The sequence below is a fragment of the Clostridium sp. CM039 genome, assembly GCF_055081075.1.
This window is the reverse complement of record NZ_CM143649.1, coordinates 3,152,846-3,175,990: the sequence shown is the minus strand read 5'-3', so window position 1 is coordinate 3,175,990 and position 23,145 is coordinate 3,152,846. Positions and strand designations below refer to the sequence as shown.

General features: G+C 31.6%; 23 protein-coding genes. 3 read left to right on the top strand and 20 right to left on the bottom strand.

What is annotated here, in order from left to right; translation table 11 throughout:
• Positions 1–31: 31 nt before the first annotated feature.
• The 18 genes from ACWJJ2_RS14800 to purR form a co-directional block, all read right to left on the bottom strand.
• A complete protein-coding gene (locus ACWJJ2_RS14800; protein ID WP_165412326.1) occupies positions 32–304 on the bottom strand; it encodes an FtsB family cell division protein in 273 nt (90 codons plus the stop codon).
• A 93-nt stretch (positions 305–397) separates the two neighbouring features.
• The gene (gene yabQ / locus ACWJJ2_RS14795) at positions 398–802 is read right to left on the bottom strand and encodes a spore cortex biosynthesis protein YabQ (protein ID WP_216304592.1); all 405 of its coding nucleotides are present in this window, start codon (positions 800–802) and stop codon (positions 398–400) included.
• 7 nt (positions 803–809) lie between these two features.
• The gene (gene yabP, locus ACWJJ2_RS14790; RefSeq protein ID WP_216304591.1) at positions 810–1,103 is read right to left on the bottom strand and encodes a sporulation protein YabP; all 294 of its coding nucleotides are present in this window, start codon (positions 1,101–1,103) and stop codon (positions 810–812) included.
• A gap of 145 nt (positions 1,104–1,248) precedes the next feature.
• Positions 1,249–1,509, bottom strand: coding sequence for an RNA-binding S4 domain-containing protein (locus ACWJJ2_RS14785; protein WP_216304590.1), 261 nt, complete (start codon positions 1,507–1,509; stop codon positions 1,249–1,251).
• Positions 1,510–1,614: 105 nt separating this feature from the next.
• Complete coding sequence (locus ACWJJ2_RS14780; protein ID WP_216304589.1) at positions 1,615–1,890, bottom strand: HU family DNA-binding protein; 276 nt, start codon at positions 1,888–1,890, stop codon at positions 1,615–1,617.
• Between the two features lie 118 nt (positions 1,891–2,008).
• Complete coding sequence (yabN, locus tag ACWJJ2_RS14775) at positions 2,009–3,454, bottom strand: bifunctional methyltransferase/pyrophosphohydrolase YabN (RefSeq protein ID WP_220286283.1); 1,446 nt, start codon at positions 3,452–3,454, stop codon at positions 2,009–2,011.
• Between the two features lie 14 nt (positions 3,455–3,468).
• Positions 3,469–5,007, bottom strand: coding sequence for a putative polysaccharide biosynthesis protein (locus ACWJJ2_RS14770; protein WP_216304587.1), 1,539 nt, complete (start codon positions 5,005–5,007; stop codon positions 3,469–3,471).
• Between the two features lie 156 nt (positions 5,008–5,163).
• Positions 5,164–5,715 carry a stage V sporulation protein T gene (gene spoVT, locus ACWJJ2_RS14765; protein ID WP_165412333.1) on the bottom strand — a complete coding sequence of 184 codons (552 nt, stop codon included), beginning with the start codon at positions 5,713–5,715 and terminating at the stop codon, positions 5,164–5,166.
• A gap of 246 nt (positions 5,716–5,961) precedes the next feature.
• The gene (locus ACWJJ2_RS14760; protein WP_220286282.1) at positions 5,962–6,957 is read right to left on the bottom strand and encodes a peptidylprolyl isomerase; all 996 of its coding nucleotides are present in this window, start codon (positions 6,955–6,957) and stop codon (positions 5,962–5,964) included.
• A 74-nt stretch (positions 6,958–7,031) separates the two neighbouring features.
• Positions 7,032–10,553, bottom strand: coding sequence for a transcription-repair coupling factor (mfd, locus tag ACWJJ2_RS14755; protein WP_462953444.1), 3,522 nt, complete (start codon positions 10,551–10,553; stop codon positions 7,032–7,034).
• Between the two features lie 56 nt (positions 10,554–10,609).
• The gene (gene pth, locus ACWJJ2_RS14750) at positions 10,610–11,173 is read right to left on the bottom strand and encodes an aminoacyl-tRNA hydrolase (RefSeq protein ID WP_165412336.1); all 564 of its coding nucleotides are present in this window, start codon (positions 11,171–11,173) and stop codon (positions 10,610–10,612) included.
• Positions 11,174–11,400: 227 nt separating this feature from the next.
• Complete coding sequence (locus ACWJJ2_RS14745; protein ID WP_165412337.1) at positions 11,401–12,333, bottom strand: S1C family serine protease; 933 nt, start codon at positions 12,331–12,333, stop codon at positions 11,401–11,403.
• 52 nt (positions 12,334–12,385) lie between these two features.
• Positions 12,386–13,807, bottom strand: a complete 1,422-nt coding sequence (locus ACWJJ2_RS14740) for a HAMP domain-containing sensor histidine kinase (RefSeq protein WP_165412338.1) — start codon at positions 13,805–13,807, stop codon at positions 12,386–12,388.
• The gene (locus ACWJJ2_RS14735) at positions 13,808–14,494 is read right to left on the bottom strand and encodes a response regulator transcription factor (RefSeq protein WP_165412339.1); all 687 of its coding nucleotides are present in this window, start codon (positions 14,492–14,494) and stop codon (positions 13,808–13,810) included.
• A 307-nt stretch (positions 14,495–14,801) separates the two neighbouring features.
• Positions 14,802–15,773, bottom strand: coding sequence for a ribose-phosphate diphosphokinase (locus tag ACWJJ2_RS14730; protein ID WP_165412340.1), 972 nt, complete (start codon positions 15,771–15,773; stop codon positions 14,802–14,804).
• 243 nt (positions 15,774–16,016) lie between these two features.
• Positions 16,017–17,387 (bottom strand): bifunctional UDP-N-acetylglucosamine diphosphorylase/glucosamine-1-phosphate N-acetyltransferase GlmU, encoded by a 1,371-nt coding sequence (gene glmU / locus ACWJJ2_RS14725; protein WP_462953443.1) that lies wholly within the window; start codon positions 17,385–17,387, stop codon positions 16,017–16,019.
• A gap of 166 nt (positions 17,388–17,553) precedes the next feature.
• Positions 17,554–17,850, bottom strand: coding sequence for a septation regulator SpoVG (spoVG, locus tag ACWJJ2_RS14720; RefSeq protein ID WP_165412342.1), 297 nt, complete (start codon positions 17,848–17,850; stop codon positions 17,554–17,556).
• Positions 17,851–17,946: 96 nt separating this feature from the next.
• Entirely contained in the window at positions 17,947–18,768 is an 822-nt protein-coding gene (gene purR, locus ACWJJ2_RS14715) for a pur operon repressor (protein WP_216303791.1), read from the bottom strand.
• A gap of 336 nt (positions 18,769–19,104) precedes the next feature.
• Between purR and murC the strand changes: the two genes are divergently transcribed.
• A complete protein-coding gene (gene murC / locus ACWJJ2_RS14710) occupies positions 19,105–20,484 on the top strand; it encodes a UDP-N-acetylmuramate--L-alanine ligase (RefSeq protein WP_462953441.1) in 1,380 nt (459 codons plus the stop codon).
• Between the two features lie 184 nt (positions 20,485–20,668).
• Positions 20,669–21,574, top strand: a complete 906-nt coding sequence (locus ACWJJ2_RS14705; protein WP_462953440.1) for a PhzF family phenazine biosynthesis protein — start codon at positions 20,669–20,671, stop codon at positions 21,572–21,574.
• A gap of 62 nt (positions 21,575–21,636) precedes the next feature.
• On the opposite strand, the gene ACWJJ2_RS14700 is transcribed toward ACWJJ2_RS14705, so the two are convergent.
• Complete coding sequence (locus tag ACWJJ2_RS14700; RefSeq protein WP_220286279.1) at positions 21,637–22,068, bottom strand: hypothetical protein; 432 nt, start codon at positions 22,066–22,068, stop codon at positions 21,637–21,639.
• Positions 22,069–22,087: 19 nt separating this feature from the next.
• Entirely contained in the window at positions 22,088–22,432 is a 345-nt protein-coding gene (locus tag ACWJJ2_RS14695) for a hypothetical protein (protein WP_462953439.1), read from the bottom strand.
• A 330-nt stretch (positions 22,433–22,762) separates the two neighbouring features.
• Here ACWJJ2_RS14695 and ACWJJ2_RS14690 point away from each other — a divergent pair, with 330 nt between their 5' ends.
• On the top strand, positions 22,763–23,086 hold the full coding sequence (locus tag ACWJJ2_RS14690) for a hypothetical protein (protein WP_216303786.1): 324 nt from the start codon (positions 22,763–22,765) through the stop codon (positions 23,084–23,086).
• Positions 23,087–23,145: the final 59 nt, after the last annotated feature.

Below are 23,145 nucleotides of genomic sequence, written 5' to 3'. Positions count from 1 at the left end.
TTAATAATAAGCGTAACAATAATTATAGCATTTAGTTTTTATTATCCATAACAGGAGTTTCACCTTCTTTAACAAGACCTAATATTTCTCTTGCTAATTTTTCTATATATTTGTCAGTTTTAGATAACTCTACTTCATCCTGTAATACTTTTTTTTGTTCTTTTTTCTTTTGTAATTCAACATTATACTTTTGCAGCTCTTTCTTTTGTCTGCTCATAATTGATTGTTGCTGAATTAAAAGATAACATACATACATCATAGCAAAAACTAATACGGCACTTTTAATACTAAATTTTTTTTTCATATCCCATACCCTTTTCCTTTCAATGGAATGAGTATTGTTTACGCTTCATAAACCTATTCTAATTTGTATTCCACATTTCTTCAAGCTATTTCTTTATAATTTATCTTTTTTTTTTATTTTGAGCTTATAAACTAACAAATTTGCTGGGTATAAAATAGCATTCCATACAACCCTAAATACTTTCCCATTGAATATTATTAATTTATATTGTACCCTTATAAATACTCCACTTAATAGTTTCAAATATAAGTATACTCCTAATATTAAACATACATACACATAAAAGTTTATGTACCCTTTATTAGTATACATCAAAAATATAAAAACCACTATAGAAGTTAATGTCCAAAATAACAAATCCTGTATTATAGTCAGCACCTTGTTAGGATTTTCAAATCCCCTTATCAATCTATATATATCAAAAAATACTCCAGTTATTATTCCTGCTAGCAAACTGAAAATTATAAGATTAACTTGGCCTATCAAAGAAATTATCATAATTCTTCTACCTAAACAATCTTGATATTATGCTATCTTTTTTTTCTTTACTTTTGTCGCTAGTATACACAAAAGAATCCACTTGCCCAGTTATTATAACATCCCCATTTTGAACATCTAACTTGTTCATCTTTAATTCTCGTCCTTTTACTATCATTGTTCCAACATCTGTATTCAATAATATTTGGCTTTCATTAAAATTTATAACCTCTACAACTCCGTTAACAGTTAATTTTTTTCTGTTTTCAAGCATTAAACTGCTTTTCTTATCTTCTATTTTTATTTCTTTCTTCACTTCCATAATATCCCCCTTATTAGTTTTGCTCTAAAAAATTGGGAATTAAGAAGCTAATCTTATTCTCAATTCTTAATTAATGACATACAATTGTATTCCTATAAAATATATATGCTTATTAAACTTAATTAAGAATTGTATTTAGCAACATTTATTCTTTGTCTTCTCTTCCTGAAATTATTTCATACATTTCTTTTGCACTCTCTTTTGTCACATGCTCTGCAATATTTATAATTTTAGCTTTTAAAATTTGATTTGCAAATTTAATTTCTATAATATCACTCTCGCCTACTACAGTTCCTGCTTTTGCCACTTTATCATTTATAGAAACTCTGCCACTCTCGCAAGCTTCTTTTGCAATGGTTCTTCTCTTTATAATTCTTGACACTTTTAAATATTTATCTAATCTCATTTATACTTCCCCTTTTTAATGTTCTTTACCCATTCAATAATTCAACCAAAGTTTTTAAAATAAAAAACCTAGATATACATCCAGGTTTTTCACATCATAATAATATTATTTGTTAACTATATCTTTAAATTCTTTACCAGCTTTAAATACTGGAACCGTTGATGCTGCAATTTGAATTTCTTCCTTTGTTCTTGGGTTTCTACCCATTCTAGCTGCTCTTGCTCTTGTTTCAAAAGTTCCGAATCCAACCAATTGGACTTTTTCACCTTTTTCTAATGTTTCTTCAATACTTTCTATAATACCTTTTAGAGCTGCTTCTGCATCTTTTTTTGTTAAATTAGATTTTTCTGATATGCTTGTTATTAATTCTGATTTATTCACTTTTGTTGCCTCCTTGTTATTGAGTACATTACTTAGTAGTGATTATACTATTAAATAGCATATTCTTCACTGATTTTGAAATTCCTTCTTTTAGTCTAATTTTTATTTACAAATAAATTTATCGTCTTTTAGATTCGTTCCATAATTCGTCCATCGCAGTAAGTGTCATGTTCTTTAAATCTAAATCCTTATTCCTTGCACTTTCTTCTATGTACGCAAAGCGATTGATAAATTTATCTATAGTATAATTTACTGCAAATTCAGGGTCTATGTCAAGTAGTCTAGCAACATTTACAGTAGAAAACACCAAATCTCCCACTTCTTCTACTATTTTTACCCTATTATTACCTTTATATACATCTCTCACTTCCTGTAATTCTTCTAGAATCTTTCCCATAGCAAGTTCAACGCAGTCAAAGTCAAAACCTACTTTTGCTGCTTTTTGTTGAACCTTCTCTGCTCTCATTAACCCTGGCAGGTTTTTCGGAACATGCTTTAGCGTATCCGTATAACTCTTAAACCCTTTTTCTTCACTCTTAATATTTTCCCAACTTTCTAAAACTTCGTTACTATTTTTACCTTCTGAAACTTTAAAAATATGAGGATGCCTGTTTATCATCTTATTTGTGATGCCGCAAATAACATCATTTATATTAAAATATCCCTCTTCTTTTCCTATTTGTGCATGAAGTACAACCTGTAGTAATACATCACCTAGTTCCTCAATAATATTATCTTCATCATTGTCTTCTATGGCTTCTATAACCTCATAACATTCCTCAATAAGATATTTTTTCAAAGATTCATGCGTTTGCTGTCTATCCCATGCACATCCATTTTCAGCTCTCAATGTGTCCATAACTTGAATTAAATCGTGAAAATCTTTTGTAGCCTCTAATTCTTTTGGTATATAAATTGAGGTTAGATAGTCTATATCCTTTTGTCTATCTAATTCATATAAGTTAATTTTCCTTATACTTTCTAACCCTTTTATACCTGCAGCTCTAACAAAACAAATCTCCATATCATCTTTGTAATACTCAAGCAAAGCAAGTTTTACGTCCGAAGCTATAGAAACGTTATAAACTTGAGTTATTAAAAGTCCTACCCTTTTATCTAAAACTTGATTTTTTATATCAAAGGCATCTATTATTTTTAGTCCTTCAATAGGATCTAGTTTTAAGCTTTGAATCACTGCATCTATAAAGCTAACCGCGGGAAGAATTTCTATATCTATTTTGTTTTTTTCACAAAGCTTTATTAAAAGTTTAACAGAAGTTTCTGCCACAAGCGGGTGACCTGGAACTCCATATACGATGTCCCCATATATTTCGTGTTTCTTAATAAGATCTTCTGCAATAGCCCTATACACATCATCAAAACTATTATATTTTTCATATCTATCATCATAGGTTTCAAATTTTATACATATCGATTTTAGGTAATCCACAGTAGGGTGCTTTTCTGTTCTTAAATAAATCTTTTTACCACCTTTAAGAATTTCAAGTGTTCCTACAGTTAGTGATTCTACTGACCCAGGACCCAATCCCACTATTTTAATCATTAGCTTCCACTCCTTTATTTTTGCTTTAAAACTTTCTTTTTAATTTCCTCATATTCAAATATTCTAAGCAAAAAAATAAATATTAAATAAACAATAACGCCTATTAATATGGATATTAAACAAGATAATCCACTGCTCCTTGTATAATTATAGACATTAGCGTTACTAAATACAACTGCAACTATCATTATAATAGCAGCAATAGCTGGTTTTACAAAAGAGTCTACACTGTTGATTTTTATATTTAAATTTCTCTTTAGATCGTGCATATTTAATAAACAACTTGTAACATATCCTAAAATGGTTCCTATAACTGCCCCATAGATATTTACAAATGGAAGCGAGACTAATACGTACGTTATAATAACCTTTACGATGCACCCTAATGCCAAATTGTATACAGGCTTCATATAATTGCCTACGCCTTGAAGTATCGCAGTGCTGGTTTGCGTTAAAATTACAAAAGGTATGCATATTGATATATATTGTAGTATTTCATATCCGGCCGCATCTTTCATAAAAACCAAATTCATTATAGGATAAGCCATAAAAAACATCCCTAAAGAAGACGGCAGCGAGATAACATTAGACAATTTCACAGCCATATCTACTCTTTTAATAAGTTCCCCACTTCTTCCTAAATAAAACGCTTCAGCAATTATAGGCACTAGAGATGTGCACAGAGCCATTGAAAGAGCCAAAGGTACATTCATCAATGTAAATACCTTCCCAGTCAGCTGACCATACATTACGGCGGATTGTGTTTGCGAAAATCCAGCTTTTAGAAGTTGCTGCGGTACTAACATAGAATCTATCAGTGCCATAACCGTACCCACTGCAGCACCCAAAGATATTGGTAATGCAGCCTTACTTAAATCAGCTAAAATATGCTTGTGCTTTGTTTTTTTCCTTACTGACTGCCCTTTTTTCATTTTAGTATAAGTTAAAAATAAGTATATACTTCCCATAATTGCACCAACAAGGGTTCCAAGGGCCGCTCCTGCAGCCGCATATTCAATCCCCTTTGGAAACAATAAATATGCAAATAAAACTCCAGCGACAACTCTTCCAAACTGTTCTACTATTTGCGAAACAGCAGTAGGTCTAACATTTTGTAGCCCTTGAAAGAAGCCTTTAAAAGTACACATAACGGAAACAAAAATTGGAGCTATAGCAATTACCAAAAAAGAGTAATATGATTTAGGATCCCATTTAAGCATTGATATAATAGGCCTTGCAAACATTAACATAAGTGTAGTAGCTGCTCCGCCTAATATAATCATTAAAACAAGTGTTTGTCTTAAGACTTGGTGCGCTCCCTCCTGATCATTTTTAGCGGTCATCTCCGCAATAATCTTAGACATAGCAATGGGCACACCTGAAGCTACTGCTACAAACATCATATACAATGGATAAGACATCTGGTAGTATCCCATCCCCTCATCTTTTATAAGTGCTTGTATTGGAATTCTAAAAAACAACCCTAAAAATCTAGCAAATATTCCTGCCATCCCAAGTATAATAGTCCCCTTTATCAATGAATGTTTCTTCATAATAACCTCCTTATATTCCCGTGGTGTATGTAAGAATTACATTCTCTAATTATGAATATTTGATTTAAGGGCTTATTATTACTAATACTTCAAAAAACAAAAGTATATATTACCGCAAATATGTTTCACTTCGCTGAGTAATATATACTTTTAGGTTTATTGTTCCATTTGTTTTCCTAGAAAAGAGGCTGCAGTTTCAGCTAGCTTTAATTCTAAATTTCCAAATTTAGCTTCTAGCTCTGTAGATATTATTATTACTGCTCCAATTGCGTCCCCTTCTGCTATTATAGGCGCAATTACTTGAGCATGGTATTTATTTTCCATTTCATCATCATACAGTGATATAACTTTTTCTGAACCTTCACCTAATACAGCAGCCTTTCTATTTTCCATTACTTTTTCTAATTCATTACTAATTTTTTTATCTACATACTCTTTTTTAGGACAACCACTTACAGATATTATGTTGTCTTTATCGCATATAATTATTATGTTTCCTATATTTTGTTGTAATGAATCAGCATATTCTCTAGAAAATTCACTTAATTCACCTATAGGTGAATATTTCTTTAAAATAACTCCACCTTCTCTATCAGTAAATATTTCTAGTGGGTCTCCTTCTCGTATTCTCAGTGTTCTTCTTATTTCTTTAGGTATAACAACCCTTCCCAAATCATCTATACGTCTTACTATTCCGGTTGCTTTCATTTAAATAATTCCCTCCTTATATAAAGTTTTATATAATATACTAGCTTTATTATTATCTTTCTAAACTTGAATTTTTATGCACATTTGCAAATGTTTAAATAAAAATAAAGAATACCTCCATATTAAAGGTATTCTTTATACATTAAATCGTCTCCTGCGGAGCTGCAATTTTAACGACTCCAGAAGTAGATTTATACTCCCACTTATAGAAGTGGGGGACTTTCCTTCTGAAATGTCATTAAAATGCTATAGATTTTTCGGATATTGCTTTATATTCGCTTCTTTTTTCCATTTTGTCATAGCCTCTGTCCATGCACTTTCTTTTCCCTGTGTTATAAGCGTTTTTTCTACTTCTGCCTTAACAGCTGTAAATTTCTTTACAGGGTATTCTTTTTTTTCTATAGTCTTTATTATATGCCATCCATATTGAGTTTTAACAGGTGCTGAGATTTTACCTTTTGGCAAAGCAATAGCTGCTGCCATAAAGGTTTTATCCATTTGAGCATCATTATACTCTACATCTCCTAAATCTCCACCATTGTCCTTAGTTCCATCTGTACCTTTTTCTTTTGCGACTTTCGCAAAATCTTCACCAGCGTCTAAACGTTTCTTAATGGCTATAGCTTCCGGTTCTGTTGCTACTAAAATATGAGCTGCATGAATTGTATTCGGTTTTTCTGTAAACTGGTTTGGATTAGCATCGTAATATGCTTTTTCCTGTGCCTCAGTAACTTTAACATTTTTTGTAACTTCAGTGAATAGTGCATCTTGAATAATACTTGGCTTTATTCTTGCTTTTAGAGATTCTTCTGTAAGGCTTGTTTGTGCTAAAGCCTCTTTATATTTCGCATCTGTTCCCAAACTTTTCTTAATTTCTGCTAATTGCTTATTTGTTTCTTCATTTAATTTAGCTTCGGTAGGCATTAATTTTAACTCTTCCGCCTTATAATCCACAATTTTTTCAGTAATCATACCTTCTACTACTTGCTGTTTTTGCTTTGTTAATTCTGCCATAGCCTCAGCATTAGTTTTATAATTTGCTCCATACTGCGTTTCAAATTGTTTAATAACACCTACTAATTGTTCGTCAACCTGTCCTTTAGTTATTTTAGCATCGAAAGCCTTCGCAACTACACTTTTAGCAATGCCCTTAGGTGTTTTTTCAATCATATTACAACCATTTAATGATGTAGCTAATATAGTTATTAAAGCCGCGCCAATTATTTTTTTTACGTTTTTCATTATATTTCCCCCATTCTATATGTAATATCGCCGTGTAAAGCTCTGTTACGATACCCATTAATTTTAACACAATTTTACTTTATTTCAACTATACTTTTTATATGATTCACAATCTCTATGAGATTTGCAATCACCTCTTCTTTGTTTAAATTTTTAATCTTGTATGCAAAGGCAGGCTTATTCCCTAATTTAAATACAATACTTCTATTATATTTACTAATCAAGGCTTTAACTAATTTTTGATTTATTCTTTCGCTACTATCAAATTGTAATATTATCTCCTCCTTTACCTCTTTGATTTCTATTATCCCCACCTTGCTTGATATACACCTAAGATAAGCGATATTCATAAGACTTACAACACTTGATGGTATGTCTGAAAACCTATCTTCTATTTCCTCTTGTATATCTACCATATCCTCGTTACAATCAATAGCCGCAATTTTCTTGTAAATTTCAATTTTCTGCGACTCATCTTCAATATAAGTACTAGGAATATACGCATCTATTTTAATTTCAACAGAAGTTTCAATAGGCTCCATTTCTATATCGCCTCTTATTTTTTTCACTGTGTCTTCGAGCATCCTACAGTATAAATCATAGCCTACCGCAGCCATATGACCATGTTGGGCACCGCCCATCATATTTCCAGCACCCCGAATTTCGAGATCTCTCATTGCGATTTTAAAACCTGACCCTAGCTCCGTAAAATCCTTAATTGCTTTAAGTCTTTTTTCAGCAACCTCTGTTAACACCTTATCTTTTTTATAAGCAAGATATGCATAAGCTATTCTATTTGATCGACCAACCCTACCTCTTAATTGGTAAAGCTGAGAAAGTCCCATCTTATCTGCGTCGTAAATTATAATTGTATTTGTATTTTGAATATCTATTCCCGTCTCAATAATAGTTGTACACATCAATATATCATACTTGTTCTCCATAAAATCTATCATAATAGATTCTAATTCTCTTTCTGTCATTTGCCCATGCGCAATACACACTCTAGCTTCAGGAACTAGCTTTCCTATAAATGCTGCCATTTCTTTGATAGTTTCTACTCTATTGTACACAAAGAAAACTTGCCCCTTTCTATTTAGTTCTCGCAGCATCGCATCCCTTATTAATTGATCGTTAAATTCTACCACATAGGTTTGTATTGGATACCGCTCCTCTGGTGGCGTTTCAATTACACTTATGTCGCGCACTCCAGTAAGCGACATATGCAATGTTCTTGGAATTGGAGTAGCTGTTAGCGTAATCACGTCTATATTTTTTCTTAGACTTTTTATTTTTTCCTTATGAGTAACCCCAAATCGTTGTTCCTCATCTATAATCAATACCCCTAGGTCTTTAAATTTTACATCTTGCTGAATTATTCTGTGCGTTCCTATTAATATATCTACGTTTCCTTCTTTTGTCGCCTTAATGACAACTTTTTGCTCAGCAGGTGTCCTAAATCTACTTACCATTTCAACCTTTACTGGAAAGTCTGAAAATCTTTTGGTAAGATTTTTATAATGTTGCTCAGCGAGTATTGTAGTTGGTACTAAGAACGCTACTTGCTTTCCATCCATAACCGCTTTAAATGCCGCTCTAACGGCTACTTCTGTTTTTCCATACCCAACGTCACCACATATCAATCTATCCATTGGTTTATCCGACTCCATATCTTTTTTGATTTCTTCAATTGCTATTATTTGATCTGGAGTTTCTTCAAATGGGAATTCTTCTTCAAACTGTTTTTGCCATACAGTATCCTTGCTATATCTGTGGCCCTTAAGTGTAGCCCTTGCTGCATAAAGTTTTACCAAATCCTCTGCAATATCTGCAATAGAGTTTTTAACTTTATTCTTAGCCTTAACCCATTCTAGCCCACCTAATTTGCTAATCTTTGGAGCTTTGCCTTCACTTCCAATATATTTTTGTACTAAATCTAATTGTTCTACCGGAACATAGAGGTTATCACAACCATTATAACTCAGTTGCAAGTAATCTCTTTTATGTCCATGAACTTCCAATTGCTTAATTCCTTTGTATACGCCTATTCCATGATTTACGTGAACAACGTAGTCTCCCAATTTAAGTTCTGTAAAGCTTTTAAGTTTACTTACTCCCTTTTTACTAGAACGACTAGTAGCTTTTCTTTTTGATCCACCAAAAACCTCTTTATCGGAAATAACACATAATTTCAGCTGCGGATACTCAAAGCCCTTTAATTGATTACCAAAGGTTACAACCACTTCTCCAAACTCAATTTGAGAAATGCTGTCTTTATAGACACTTTCAATGCCTCTATCCCTAAGTATATCTATTAATTTCTCCCCTCTAGTTCTTGTACCAGAAAGAATTACGATCTTGTATCCTTTACTTTTTTTGTCCTTTATATCCTCAATAAGCATGTCTAATTGGCCATGGTAATCATAATTGGTAATTTGAGAAAAAGATACTATGTCCCTTGGCTTAAGCACTGTTGTGCTTTTAGCAATAGCGTTTATTGTAATAACTTCTACGTTCTCTAACTCTTCATATATATATTGCTTATCAATTAAAATTTCTGCTTGTTTAGGCAGTATACTTCCTCGTCTTAAAAAATTCTCGTAATTTTCTTCAAATTCGAAATACACGCTATCTAGTTTACCTAGGCACCTTTGTGAATCATCAACCACTATAAATGATCCCTTCATATAATCTAAAAAAGAAGATACATTATCATAAAAGTAAGGCATATAGCTATCAACATCTTTAAAACTCCACGTTTCTTTAAGTGATTCCAAATTAATATCAACTAATGAAGTTATTTTTTTTATAATTTCTTTATCTTTTTTCTTGTTAAAGCTACCTACCACATTGATTAGGTCTTCCTTTATTTTGTTATATCCTTTTCCCCTAATTTCCTGGGTTAATATCATTTCCTTTGCTGGAAATATATCTATTTCGGATACCTTATCAATACTCCTCTGAGTTTCACTATTGAATGTCCTTATAGAATCTATTTCGTCGTCATAGAGTTCTATCCTAAAAGGTAACGCAGAAATAGGGGGATATAAATCTATAATTCCTCCCCTTATTGAAAATTGACCTTTTGTGTCTACTCTTTCTACCCTTTCATACCCACATTCAATTAATTCTTCTGAAAATGCATTTAAATTTAAATTGCCCCCTACAGCTAATTTGAAAATATATTTTCGGAGCAAATCTATAGGCATATAAGTCGCTGCCAAAGCCTCAATACAAGTAATTATTATTTTTTTACCGCTTTCAGTAATTTTTTTCATTACTTTAAGTCTTTCCCATCTCAAGTCGCCAGATACAGCATCCGCATTATAAAATCCCATTTCTCTAGTTGGAAAATAGTACACATCATTTACATAAAAAGATAAGTCTTCGTAAATATTTTTAGCCTCTACATCACTATGCGTTAAAATCAATATAGATTTATCTAATTGCTCGTACACACCATTCACTAAATAGTTCTTAGCTGATTCCGAAAGTCCATATACGCCAATTGGATATATTTTCTCTTCTATATTGCTTAGTATACTTTTAAATTGATTACTCTCTTTCAAAGGCTTCATAAGCCCACTCAGTCTCATGTTAACACCTCTCACTCACTCCATAAATATAGATAATCTTCCAATAATATTTTTATTTAAGCATTAAATCCATTAAACTGATTCATAGCCTCCGTATATCCTTTTGCTATTATCGTTTGAACAGCTTTTATACTAGCCTCAAAAGTCTTTTCTACAAGCACCCGGTCTTCTTTAGAAAATCGCCCTAAAACATGAGGTATTAGCGCCTTTTCCGGTTGTCCTACCCCTATTTTTATTCTTAGAAATATGTCGGACGACATGTTAGCTATAATACTTTTTATCCCGTTATGTCCACCAGCACTACCCTTACTTCGTATTCTTAATTTACCTGCATCCAAACTAATATCATCATACATTATGATGATATTTTCATTTGGAATCTTATAAAAAGAAGCTGCTTCGCGCACACTTTCTCCACTTAAATTCATATATGTACTAGGTTTTAAAAGAATAACTTTTTCCCCTGATATGATAATTTCTCCACATACTCCTTTAAATTTTATCCTATTAATTGAAGTATTATACTTCTCTGCCATTAAATTTATTACATCAAATCCTACATTATGTCTTGTATACCTATATTCATTTCCTGGGTTTCCTAGTCCAACTACCAAATACATTATTACCCCCAAATATTATTATGTTTAAACCTTATGTCTACCACATAATTATTTTTTCATATGCCTTATTTATAATATTATACTAAAAAAGTATTTTAATCCACAACTTTACATAAAAATTACCATATAATTTATTCTTTTGTTATGATTTATCTTTAAAAATAACTAGTAGTCTGCTATGCCTAACCTATATAACTGCTAAGATTATATTATTAACCTTAATTAAGCTATTTTAGTGGTCTAATAACTTTACCATGAGTCATCAAATCATTAATAACTTCTTTAGCTTCATTTATATTAATAGCAAACCCCATTCCGTAAGTTTCACTGGATGAATCAATTTTCAAACTATTTATACCAATAACTTCTCCATAGATATTGCATAACGCTCCACCACTATTCCCTGGATTTATATCTGCATCAGTTTGTATTACTTTATAGATAGTTTGTTCACCTGTTTTTTTATCAACAATATTAATTCTTTTATCCAATGCGCTTATAATACCCGCAGTAACCGTTCCTAAAAACTGTTTTCCTAGTGGATTACCAATCGCAATAGCTATATCACCAATTTTAACCTTTGATGAATCGCCAAATTTTGCAATAGGCAAGTTACTAGCTTCAACTTTTATAACCGCCAAATCAGATATAACATCCGTGCCTACAACTGTTGCTTTCAAAATATTATCATTGCTCAGTTTCACTTTTATTTTTGTCGCACCTTTAATTACATGATAATTAGTAATAATATATCCATCACTTTTAAATATAATCCCTGAACCATTGCCTTCTGGTGTATCCCACAATTCTTCTGCTTTACTACTAATGCCAACTACTGATGGTGCTACCTTTTGTGCAACTTGTGAAATAGGATTATCATCTGCCTCTTGAATATTATCGTTTTCTCTTACACCTGAATTTAAATTGCTACTAGTCACTTTTGGTACTTTCCCCTTATTAATTATATACTGGGCTGTAATCCCCCCAGATAGGGCTGCTATCAGCATAAAACTAATTACTTTTAAAAATGTCTTGAAATAATTTTTCTTGTTGTTTTTTCTAAATTTAATTTCGCTAAAGATGTCCTTGCCAAAATCTGCATTCTTCCACAAAGCATCTCTTACTTCATTACAAGATTCATAGTTATCCTTATTATCCATAGCATCATCCCCTCCCTACTGGTCATATCTATATTATATAAATTTTATTTCATTATAAATTATTCACTTTCGTTAATGTAAAAGTAAAATAAACACCATTGTCCTTATTTTCAACCCATATATCACCCTGTAATTGAGTTATTATATTTCTAACTATAGATAATCCAAGTCCAGTACTATCTTTTGCTGTTCTTGATTTATCCGCTTTATAAAATCTATCCCAAATATGCAATAAATCTTCCTCAGCTATTTGCGGACCAGCATTGAACACAGATATTAATGCATTTCTTCCTTTAGATTTTGAACTAATCTTTATTTTCCCACCATCACTTACATATTTTATTGCATTGTCCAATAGATTTGTAATCACTTGTACTAATCTATCTTTGTCTCCTGCTACAAATAAATTATCTTCATCAAAGCATACATCTACAGAGACCTTTTTCTCTTTAATTTTTGTTTCATTTTTTATAACTGTAAGTCTAATGATTTCATTAATATCCACTTCCATAATCTTCAAACTAAACTCCCCAGCTTCAATTGCAGACATATCTAATAAGTCATTTACAAGCCTTGTTAGTCTTTGAATTTCCTCATAGGCAATAGATAAGTAGTATTTTTCCTTTTCCTCTGGAATTACCCCATCTAGTATCCCACCAATAAACCCCTTAATTGATGTTATAGGAGATCTAATCTCGTGCGATACATTGGATATGAATTCGCGTCTATTTTTCTCGTTTTTTTCTACAGAATCAGCCATAAAATTAAATGATTGAGCGAGTTCTCCTATTTCATCATTAGATTTTAAATAAACCCTCTTATAAACATCCCCATTAGATATCTTCTTAGCTACTGAATTAATCTCTGCTAAAGGCTTTATAATTATTTTTTGAGAAAAATAATATATAACTATACAAGAGAATATTATTGCAAAAATTGCAGATATCCAAATTATTTCATAAACACGTTTTAAAGATTGGCTTAATTCTTCAATTGAGTTGCATAATATTATAGCTCCCTTAAAAGTGCCCGCCTCAGTTCTTATTGGCGTACCGTAAACTCTTACCGTGTTATCAAATATTCCAGCATAAGGGCCTGTAATCTCAAACGTATGCCCAAGCCTAAGCTGATCTAGTTGCTCAGCAAAAACCTGTTTTCCCATAAACTCCTTATGCTCTTTATTAGATACCAAATAAACACAACCGTAGCTATCTGTAAGCCAAATATCGGATTTTATATACTCAGCAATGATTGTCATTACGTCATTTAATTTTTCCGAAGTAGCATCCCCAGCCATATATTTCATAGCAAGCCCTTGTATCATATATGACTTATCCAAAAATTGTTCTTTTCTTTGCTCGAAAAAATAATTTTGGAACCAATAAGACAAAAAAGAGGCAATAATTATTAAACTCATTGAAATTATAATAGTATAGGTGGCTAACATCTTAAAAAACAGCCCTCTTTTAAACATCTATTTCACCTCAAATTTGTATCCCACTCCCCAAACAGTCTCAATTTGCCAATTTGGACCTCCTTGAAGCTTTTCTCTTACCCTTTTAACATGCACATCCACTGTTCTAGAGTCTCCTGGATAATCGTATCCCCAAACCTCACATAAGAGTTGTTGCCTTGTGAAAACTCTATTCTTATTAAGAGCTAAATAATGTACTAGTTCAAATTCTTTAGGTGGCATTTTTACCTCTGAGCCTTTATATGTAACATTATAAGAATTAATATCAATTTCTAGATCCTCAAAATTTAAAACCTCTTTACCACCTTTATCTAAGTTATAACGCCTAAGCACAGCTTTCACTCTTGCAATTATTTCTTTTGGCTCAAAAGGCTTAACTACATAGTCATCCGCTCCAAGTTCTAGCCCCAATACCTTATCAAATGTTTCCCCTTTGGCAGTAAGCATAATAACCGGTGTTTCGTTCTCTTTTCTTATCCATTTCAAAACATCGATTCCATCAATATACGGTAACATTATGTCTAAAAGCACCAAATCTGGTTTATAACTTAGAAATGCTTCCTGTGCAGCCCTGCCATCATATGCTACTTTTGTTGCATATCCTGAATTCTCAAGATACATTTTAATTACCTCAGCAATATTTTTATCATCATCAACTATTAGTATTTTCCCTATAGTTCCTTCCATATCAGTACCTCCAAATTATTTCCTCTATTTTTTCCCTCTATTTTTTTCTATCATTCATCTTTGAAAAATAACTAGTCAACATGCTAATTTATCTTATTAATAATTTATCATACTTTAATGATAAGTTATTAGTTTTTATTAAATGTTACAAATTATTCACCACTTCCGATAATAATTTAAACATTCTACATAAGTACTGAGTCTATATAGTATACTTACTATCCCATTATTATGTAAATCCAGATTATAAAAAAATAGCGATGCCCAATTATAAAAATAATAGAGCATCACTATTTTAAAATATGTATTATAAACTGGAATCTTCCTCGAATAATTTACTTACCGAAACATCCTCATATATTCGCTTTATAGCCTCCGCCAAAATTGGCGCTACAGATAATGTAGTGAATTTTTCGCATTGTTTACCTTCTGGCATATCAATTGTATTTAATATTATCAATTCTTTTATTACCGAATCATTTATTCTTTGAATAGCAGGCCCTGATAATACGCCATGACTGCAACAAGCATAAACATCTTTTGCTCCGAGTTTAACTAAAGCATTCGCTCCATTAGTTATTGTTCCCGCAGTGTCTATCATGTCATCCATCATGATACAAGTTTTCCCCTTAATATCACCTATAACATTCATAATTTCTGCAACATTAGCTTTTGGTCTTCTCTTATCAATTATCGCTATTGATGCATGTAGCTTATCTGCAAATTTTCTTGACCTAGCAACGCTTCCAAGATCTGGTGCAACTACAACTACATCGTCCCTATCTTTAAATCCGTTCTTGATGTAGTATTTTGCAAGTATAGGTGTCCCAGTCATATTATCAACAGGAATATTAAAATATCCTTGTATTTGAGCTGCGTGTAAATCCATAGTCAGTACTCTATCTGCTCCTGCGGTTGTTATAATATCTGCCACAAGTTTTGCTGTAATTGGATCTCTAGCTTTTGCTTTTCTATCCTGCCTTGCATACCCATAATATGGTATAACCGCAGTTATTCTTCCTGCTGAAGCTCTCTTAAATGCATCAATCATAATAAGTAATTCCATTAAATTATCGTTTACTGGTGCATTAGTCGATTGAACAACAAATACATCTGCGCCCCTGACAGTTTCATGTATATTAACAGATATTTCTCCATCACTAAAAGTTCCTACTTCTGAAGCTCCAATTGGTAATCCTAGTATGTCAGCTATATCTGCGGCTAATTTAGGATTTGAGTTGCCCGTAAAAATTTTAATATTCTTTCCGTGGTTTATCATATGTAGTTCTGATTCCTAAAATCATAACAAATCATATTTTAATACAATTCATATAAATTTTCATTCTATACACTAAATAGAACGTCAGCATCACGAGACTCAACTACTAGGGTTAATACTCTCACATTAAAATCTTACATACCATTCAATGCGCGTTTAGTAGTTTTTATATACACATTCTGCTGAAAAAATCAGTTTTACACCTCCCTTTATAATTTACTTATTGATTGTATGCTTGTTATTTTATTTGCTGTGTCCTGATTTCACTACCCAATTTTCAATATTTTTTTGCCTTGCTCTAGCTATTGCCAAAGCATTTTTAGGCACCTCATTTGTAATTGTAGAACCAGCCGCAATGTACGCGTTATCATTAACCTTTACAGGTGCTACTAGGTTAGTGTTGCATCCTATAAACGTATTATTGCCTATTATAGTTTTGTATTTTGCTTTTCCATCATAATTTACAACTACAGTTCCGCAGCCAAAATTACATCCACTTCCTACCTCTGCATCACCAATATAAGTAAGATGAGATACCTTTGTATTATCTCCAATAGTTGATTTTTTAATTTCAACAAAATCTCCTATTCTAGCATGTTTACCTATATTGCTTTCTGGTCTAATGTACGCAAAAGGTCCAACAGTAGTTTGATCGCCTATCTGGCTTTCAATTACAACAGAACTTTGAACTGAAACTCCGTTTCCTATAATGCTATCCGCAATTCTATTATTAGGGTAAAGAACACACTCTTCTTTAAGAATAGTCTTACCCTGCAAAATATTCCCTGGATATATAGTAGTATCTTTTCCTATTATAACTTCTGAATCTATGTATGTATTATTAGGGTCAATTATTGTAACTCCATTTTCCATATGTTTTCTATTTATTCTTTTTCTCATAATGGCCTCTGCATCTGCAAGCTCTACCTTTGAATTAACTGCAGTAATTTCTTCAACTGGCACATCAAAAGCTCCAACCTTAAACCCTTGCTCCTTTAATATACTAATAACATCTGTTAAATAGTATTCCTCTTGAGCATTATTATTATTTAATCTATCTAAACTATTAAGTAATTCTTTTATGCTAAAGCAATACATTCCAGAATTTACTTCTTTAACTAATACTTCTTCTTTTGTACAATCTTTAAACTCAACAATTTTTTTAACCTCACCATTTTCATCCCTAATTATTCTACCATACTTTGCAGGCTCAGCCATACTTGAAGTTAATATAGTCGCTTTAAAATCACCTTTTTCATGATAATCTAATAGTCTCCTAACTGTACATTCAGTAATTAGTGGACCATCTCCAACAAATATTGCTACCGTACCTTCATTCCCACTTAGGAACTCTTTAGCACACATTACTGCATGTCCTGTGCCTAACTGATCTTCTTGGACGGAGTAATTAATATTTCTATCTTCTGATACTTTTTTAACCTGCGCGGCTCCTTTTCCAATTACCACATCAACCATTTCAATATCTGCCTTTCTCATAATGTCAATAACATGGTTTATCATTTCTTTACCACAAACCTTATGTACAACCTTAGGCATATTAGAATTCATTCTTTTTCCTTGACCTGCAGCTAATATTATAGCGCATTTATACAAATTAAACACCTCTTTATATATTAATTCGACATATTCACACATTTTATTTTATCTTTTCTTCAATTAAAACACTTCTTATATTATATTTTATATAACATTTAATTGCAACCAACCTTGGCCGTTTTTAATATTTTCTTTATAAAATAAAAAGGGGTAACCCCCTTTTTTATACTTCTAAATTTTCTTCTACCTCTTCTACTGGTTTTTCATTTTTTACTTTTTCATACTCATCCAATATAGCTGATTGAATCTTCTCTCTTGTTTGAGTATTTATTGGGTGTGCTATGTCCTTGAATTCCCCATCTGGAGTTTTCCTACTTGGCATAGCAATAAAAAGTCCACTTTGCCCTTCTATCACTTTAATATCATGAACAACAAATTCATTGTCAAAAGTTATTGATATAATCGCCTTCATTTTCCCCTCTGTAGCTATTTTCCTAATTCTAACGTCTGTGATTTCCATACACTCCACCTCCAAGTTGCGTTATAGTTATACTATTTCTCTATAACTTGGGTTTTTCCTTCTTAAATTGTAAATAAAAATTAAATCTTTTGAATATTACACTTTTTCAAAGTTTTTTGATGGAGTTAACTCAGAGTTACCTTCCTCGTTTATTCCTTTAAACTGAATAATCGATATGTATTCTGCTATTAATTTATGACCGCTTTGAATATTATCAACAAGAACTCCAATACCTAAAAGTTTACTTTCGAATTCTTTAAGCAAATTAATTATACCTGTTGCAGTTCCTCCAGCTTTCATAAAGTCATCTATAAAAATACATTTGCTCTGTTTTTTTATAGACTTTCTTGAAAGAGACATAGTTTGAATTCTGTTACTAGATCCAGATACATAGTTGATACTAACAGTACTGCCCTCAGTAACCTTCGGATCATGCCTTACAATAACTAATTGAACGCCAAGCATTTTTGCCACTTCATACGCAAGTGGTATCCCTTTAGTCTCGACTGTTACAACATAGTCTATGTCTAACTCACTAAAAGCAGATGCAAGGATTACTCCTGCTTTGTGCACTATTTCTGGATTATACATAATATCAGTCATATATATAAAATTTCCTGGTATCACCCTGTCCTTCTGTGTTAAAATTTCACATAATTTTTCTGCAAATGTTATACCTTCTTGCCTTGAGACCCCGCAAATATATTTCACTCCACCAGCTGCGCCTGCCACCGATTCCACTCTTCCCATAGATAACTCACTTAAAGTTTCACGGACAATAACAATATCTTCGCTAATTGTGGATTTAGCTGCATTAAATAATTCCGTAAACATCTTTAGATTAATTGTCTTATTAGGATTTTCTGTTAATATTTTAGTAATACCTGTAACTCTTTGATTTCTACTATATTTATTCATAATATCTCACCCATATCTTTATTTTACGAATTTTACTTTGTAAAATTCTTACTATCATTCGTATTTTAATTGTAAATCTTTTTTATCTTTATTACAATGCCTAATAGCTAATTTCAAGAGATTTAGTTACTTTACGTGCAAAAACTTGTTGACAGCTTTTAAGCTTTATAATTTGATGCAAGGCATTTTGAAAAAATATTATTCTATAATGTGTTTAGTTTTTTTGTATTTTTGTATATAATTAAGACGTACATATATACATTTATTTGTTATAATCAATACTAATGCAATTTGCATATACTAAATAGTCATAATCATTTTTAAGGAGTTGATATAATGTCTTTTGATTTTATAAGAGATAAAAACAAAAAAGTTCATTTCATAGGAATCGGTGGTATAAGTATGAGTGGTCTTGCTGAAATACTCATAAAAAATAACTATACAGTCTCTGGGTCTGATATGAATTCATCACATATCACAAACAAACTTAAAGAAAAAGGTGTTCAAATTTATATAGGCCATAATGGTGATAACATAAATACTGCAGACTTAGTAGTTTACACTGCTGCTATTTCTCCTGAAAATCCAGAATACATTAAGGCTAAAGAGTTAAACATTCCTTTAATAGATAGGGCTGAATTTTTAGGTCAAATTATGAAAGGTCACAAATATAATGTTGCAGTAGCGGGTACACATGGTAAGACTACTACCACTTCAATGCTTGCCCACATCATTTTAAAAGAGGATGTAGACCCTACAATACTCGTGGGTGGAGAATTAGATGCTATCGGAGGTAATGTTTTAGCTGGAAATAGCGACTATTTTATTACAGAAGCCTGTGAGTATAAAGCATCATTCTTAAAGTTTTTTCCCTATATAGGAACAATATTAAACATAGATGCGGATCACCTAGATTACTATAAAGACATAAATCACATTAAAGATACCTTCATAAAATTCATTAATATTATACCAAAAGAAGGCTATTTAGTTGCGAATGTGGAAGATGAAAATGTTAAAACTATCCTCCATAATCATAATTACAACTGCAGCATACTTACTTACGGAATAAATAACGGAATGCTTAAGGCAAAAGATATTAGTTATAATGAATTAGGTTGTGCCACCTTTGATGTATACAAAGAGGGTCACAGACTATTTCAAATAAATCTTAATGTACCCGGGCAGCATAATGTTCTAAATGCTCTTGCAAGTATAGGCACCGCACTAATCCTTAATTTTTCTGAAAACTCAATTACGCGCGGCCTTTCTAGTTTCAAGGGTACACATAGGAGATTTGAGTTAAAGGGGATTAAAAATGGCGTAACTGTTATTGACGATTATGCCCACCATCCTACAGAAATTAAAGCAACTTTAAGTGCTACAAAAAATTATCCTCATAATAAAATTTATTGTGTTTTCCAACCCCATACTTATTCAAGAACATTAAGCTTATTTGAAGATTTTTCAGATTCTTTTTATGATATGGATAATTTAATACTAGCAGATATTTATGCTGCCAGGGAAAAAGATACTGGAGTAATAAGTTCAAATATGCTTGGAGATAGAATAAGAGAGAAAAGTGTAAATTGCATAAATCTTCATAGCTTTGATGAAATTGTTGATCATCTTAACAATAATTTAAAAGAAGGAGATATTCTTCTTACAATGGGTGCAGGAGACATCGTTAAAATAGGAGAAATGTACTTAAAATAATTGTTTATATTTATCTAAAGTATTTTTATGAAATTATAAAATAATCCATAATACTTAAGGCTTAAGTCTACGTCTTTCAGATGTAGGCTTATTTTTTATTTATGTGTTTGTCTACAACCACTATATTAGGAGTGTAATCCTGAAAATTTATTTAAAATTAACCTTAGAAAGGAATGTGTTCTTTATGAAAAAAGTTATTTACCAAGTAAATGCCTTCTCAGATCTGCCCTTCGGTGGTAATCCAGCCGGTGTAGTACCTAACGCTATTGGATTAAATTATACCGATATGTTAAATATCGCCCGAGAAATGAATTTATCGGAAACTGCCTTTGTTTTTCCTATGAAAGATGAGGAAGCAGATTATGAGGTAAGATTTTTTACACCTACCCAAGAAGTAGACTTATGTGGTCATGCTACAATTGGTTCTTTTTTTTCTTTAGCTTCAAAAGGTATTATTACTGGAACTGATAATGTTAAAATTGTAAAACAAAAAACAAAGGCCGGTATTTTACCAGTTGAACTTTATTTTAAAGATAATAAAATCGATAGTGTAATGATGACTCAAGCTAAACCCAAATTTGTTTTTGATGTTGCAAATACATATGAACTTGCACAAATCATGGGTATCAATGCACGTGATATAGGAATATCCGGGTATAGCCTCATTCCTCAAGCTGTATCTACCGGCCTTACAGACATTATGCTTCCGGTCAAAAGTTTGTCTGCATTAAAATCCCTAAATCCAAACTATACTAGATTAACTGAATATAGTAATAATCTAAATATTATTGGGGTACATGCCTTTACGCTTGAAACTGAAGAAGACTCCTCCACTCTATCTTGTAGAAACTTTGGTCCCGCTGCTGGCATAAATGAAGAATCTGCCACAGGAACTTCTAATGGGGCACTTGGTGCCTATCTAGTAAAAAACGATGTGCTTAAATTTGAAGATAATATAACTATAATCTGTGAACAAGGCTACTATATGAATAGACCTAGTAAAATAATCGTAAGATTAGAAGGAAGCAAAGTAAACTTAACAGTAAAGGTTGGGGGTAAATCGGTCATTGTTATGGAGGGGCTTATTTAATCTACATAAATTAAAAAAATTAAAGCTCATATCCTTATACTAAAATAAGGATATGAGCTTTTTTACTTTCTATTATATCTCATGAAAAGTTGTTCTACTGCCTTAACGCTTTCAGGTTCAATATGTTGAAGAAGGATATTATATGGCTTTTTACCTACTTTTATTGCAATATATTTTTTTGTTATTGCAACCTTACTTATATCATTAAACATAATAGTCTTCCCCTTTGACGCAAAGTTACTATTAAGTTCAAATCTATCCTTTTCAAATTTTAAATAATTTAAATTTTCTAGTTTTCTAAGTTTTATAATAAAAGATATTGAAAATCCTATAGATACAAATGTCACCATTAGAAATATTCCCGCAATTCCAGTTCTTCCACGAACAAATGATCCTATGACTCCTATTAATAATGCAAAGCTCATTAAAATGCTGAATGCACCTTGCTTCATAGCCATTTTTTTTGTTACTCTACTAAATTTAATTTCTTTCAATTGCTTCCCTCCTAAGATACTATTTGTGTATTTTCAGCTCCACGAAAAATTCTTTATCTGTTACTTCAATATATACTTCACTATAATCTATTTCAAAATTTGCCATAGTGGAATGGATTCCACTATCACTTAAAAAATGCACTGTACATATATTATTATCTTCTATATTACAAAATCTAATAAATATACTTTTAACAGATGGAAATTGTATTCTAGACTTTATGTACTTAGGCAGATTTTCAAAATATAAATTTACGCACCGATACTCCACTTCGATTATTAAATCAACGTTATATTCATCCTTTTGTATTTCCTTTACTGCGAAATCGCCTATTATTTTCAAATTGCTTTTTTCATAAATCATATGGCACCTCCAATAAAAGATATTAGTATTAGGCTATTTCATAAGTATCTTTATCAATTATATATTCTCTACCGGTCACAATATTACCTTTATCTAATAATCCTAAAACCATCTATATATTTCAAAAAACTATTTCTGTAATTTTCAACATAATATCCCTCATTGTATTTTTCATTTTTTTACATTTTAAAGCAACTAAATTTTGTACTACCAAAATTATCTACTAATGTAAACACTCATATTTAAATTTCAATATTTATAATTATATTGCGTATAAACATTAGTCTTTGGTAACACTAGATATGAAAAAATGTTTTGGAGGTATATATAATGAAAAATTTTCTAGTTTCAGCTATAGTAGATGTCGTAATAATCTTTGCTTCATATTTTCTATTTAGAAGTATTATAAGTGGGCCAACTCGTCACCGATTGTATGAGAAATTCATGAGTTCTTTCGCAAAATTCGTAATTATTATTTTTGTATCTACCGCACTAGTAACATCTCTCATAGCTCTAGTTTTATACAAAACACGATATATAGTATATATTAACATACTAGCTCCTGCCTTATTATCAATCCTTGTAGGTTTTGTTATGTCTACTGTACCTACTAGAGGCGCCGGTGATAAAGAAAAGAATGGCAAAAATAAATAAATAAATAAATATAAAGCAGCTTTTAGGATAATATTGTTTTTATATCATCCTAAAAGCCG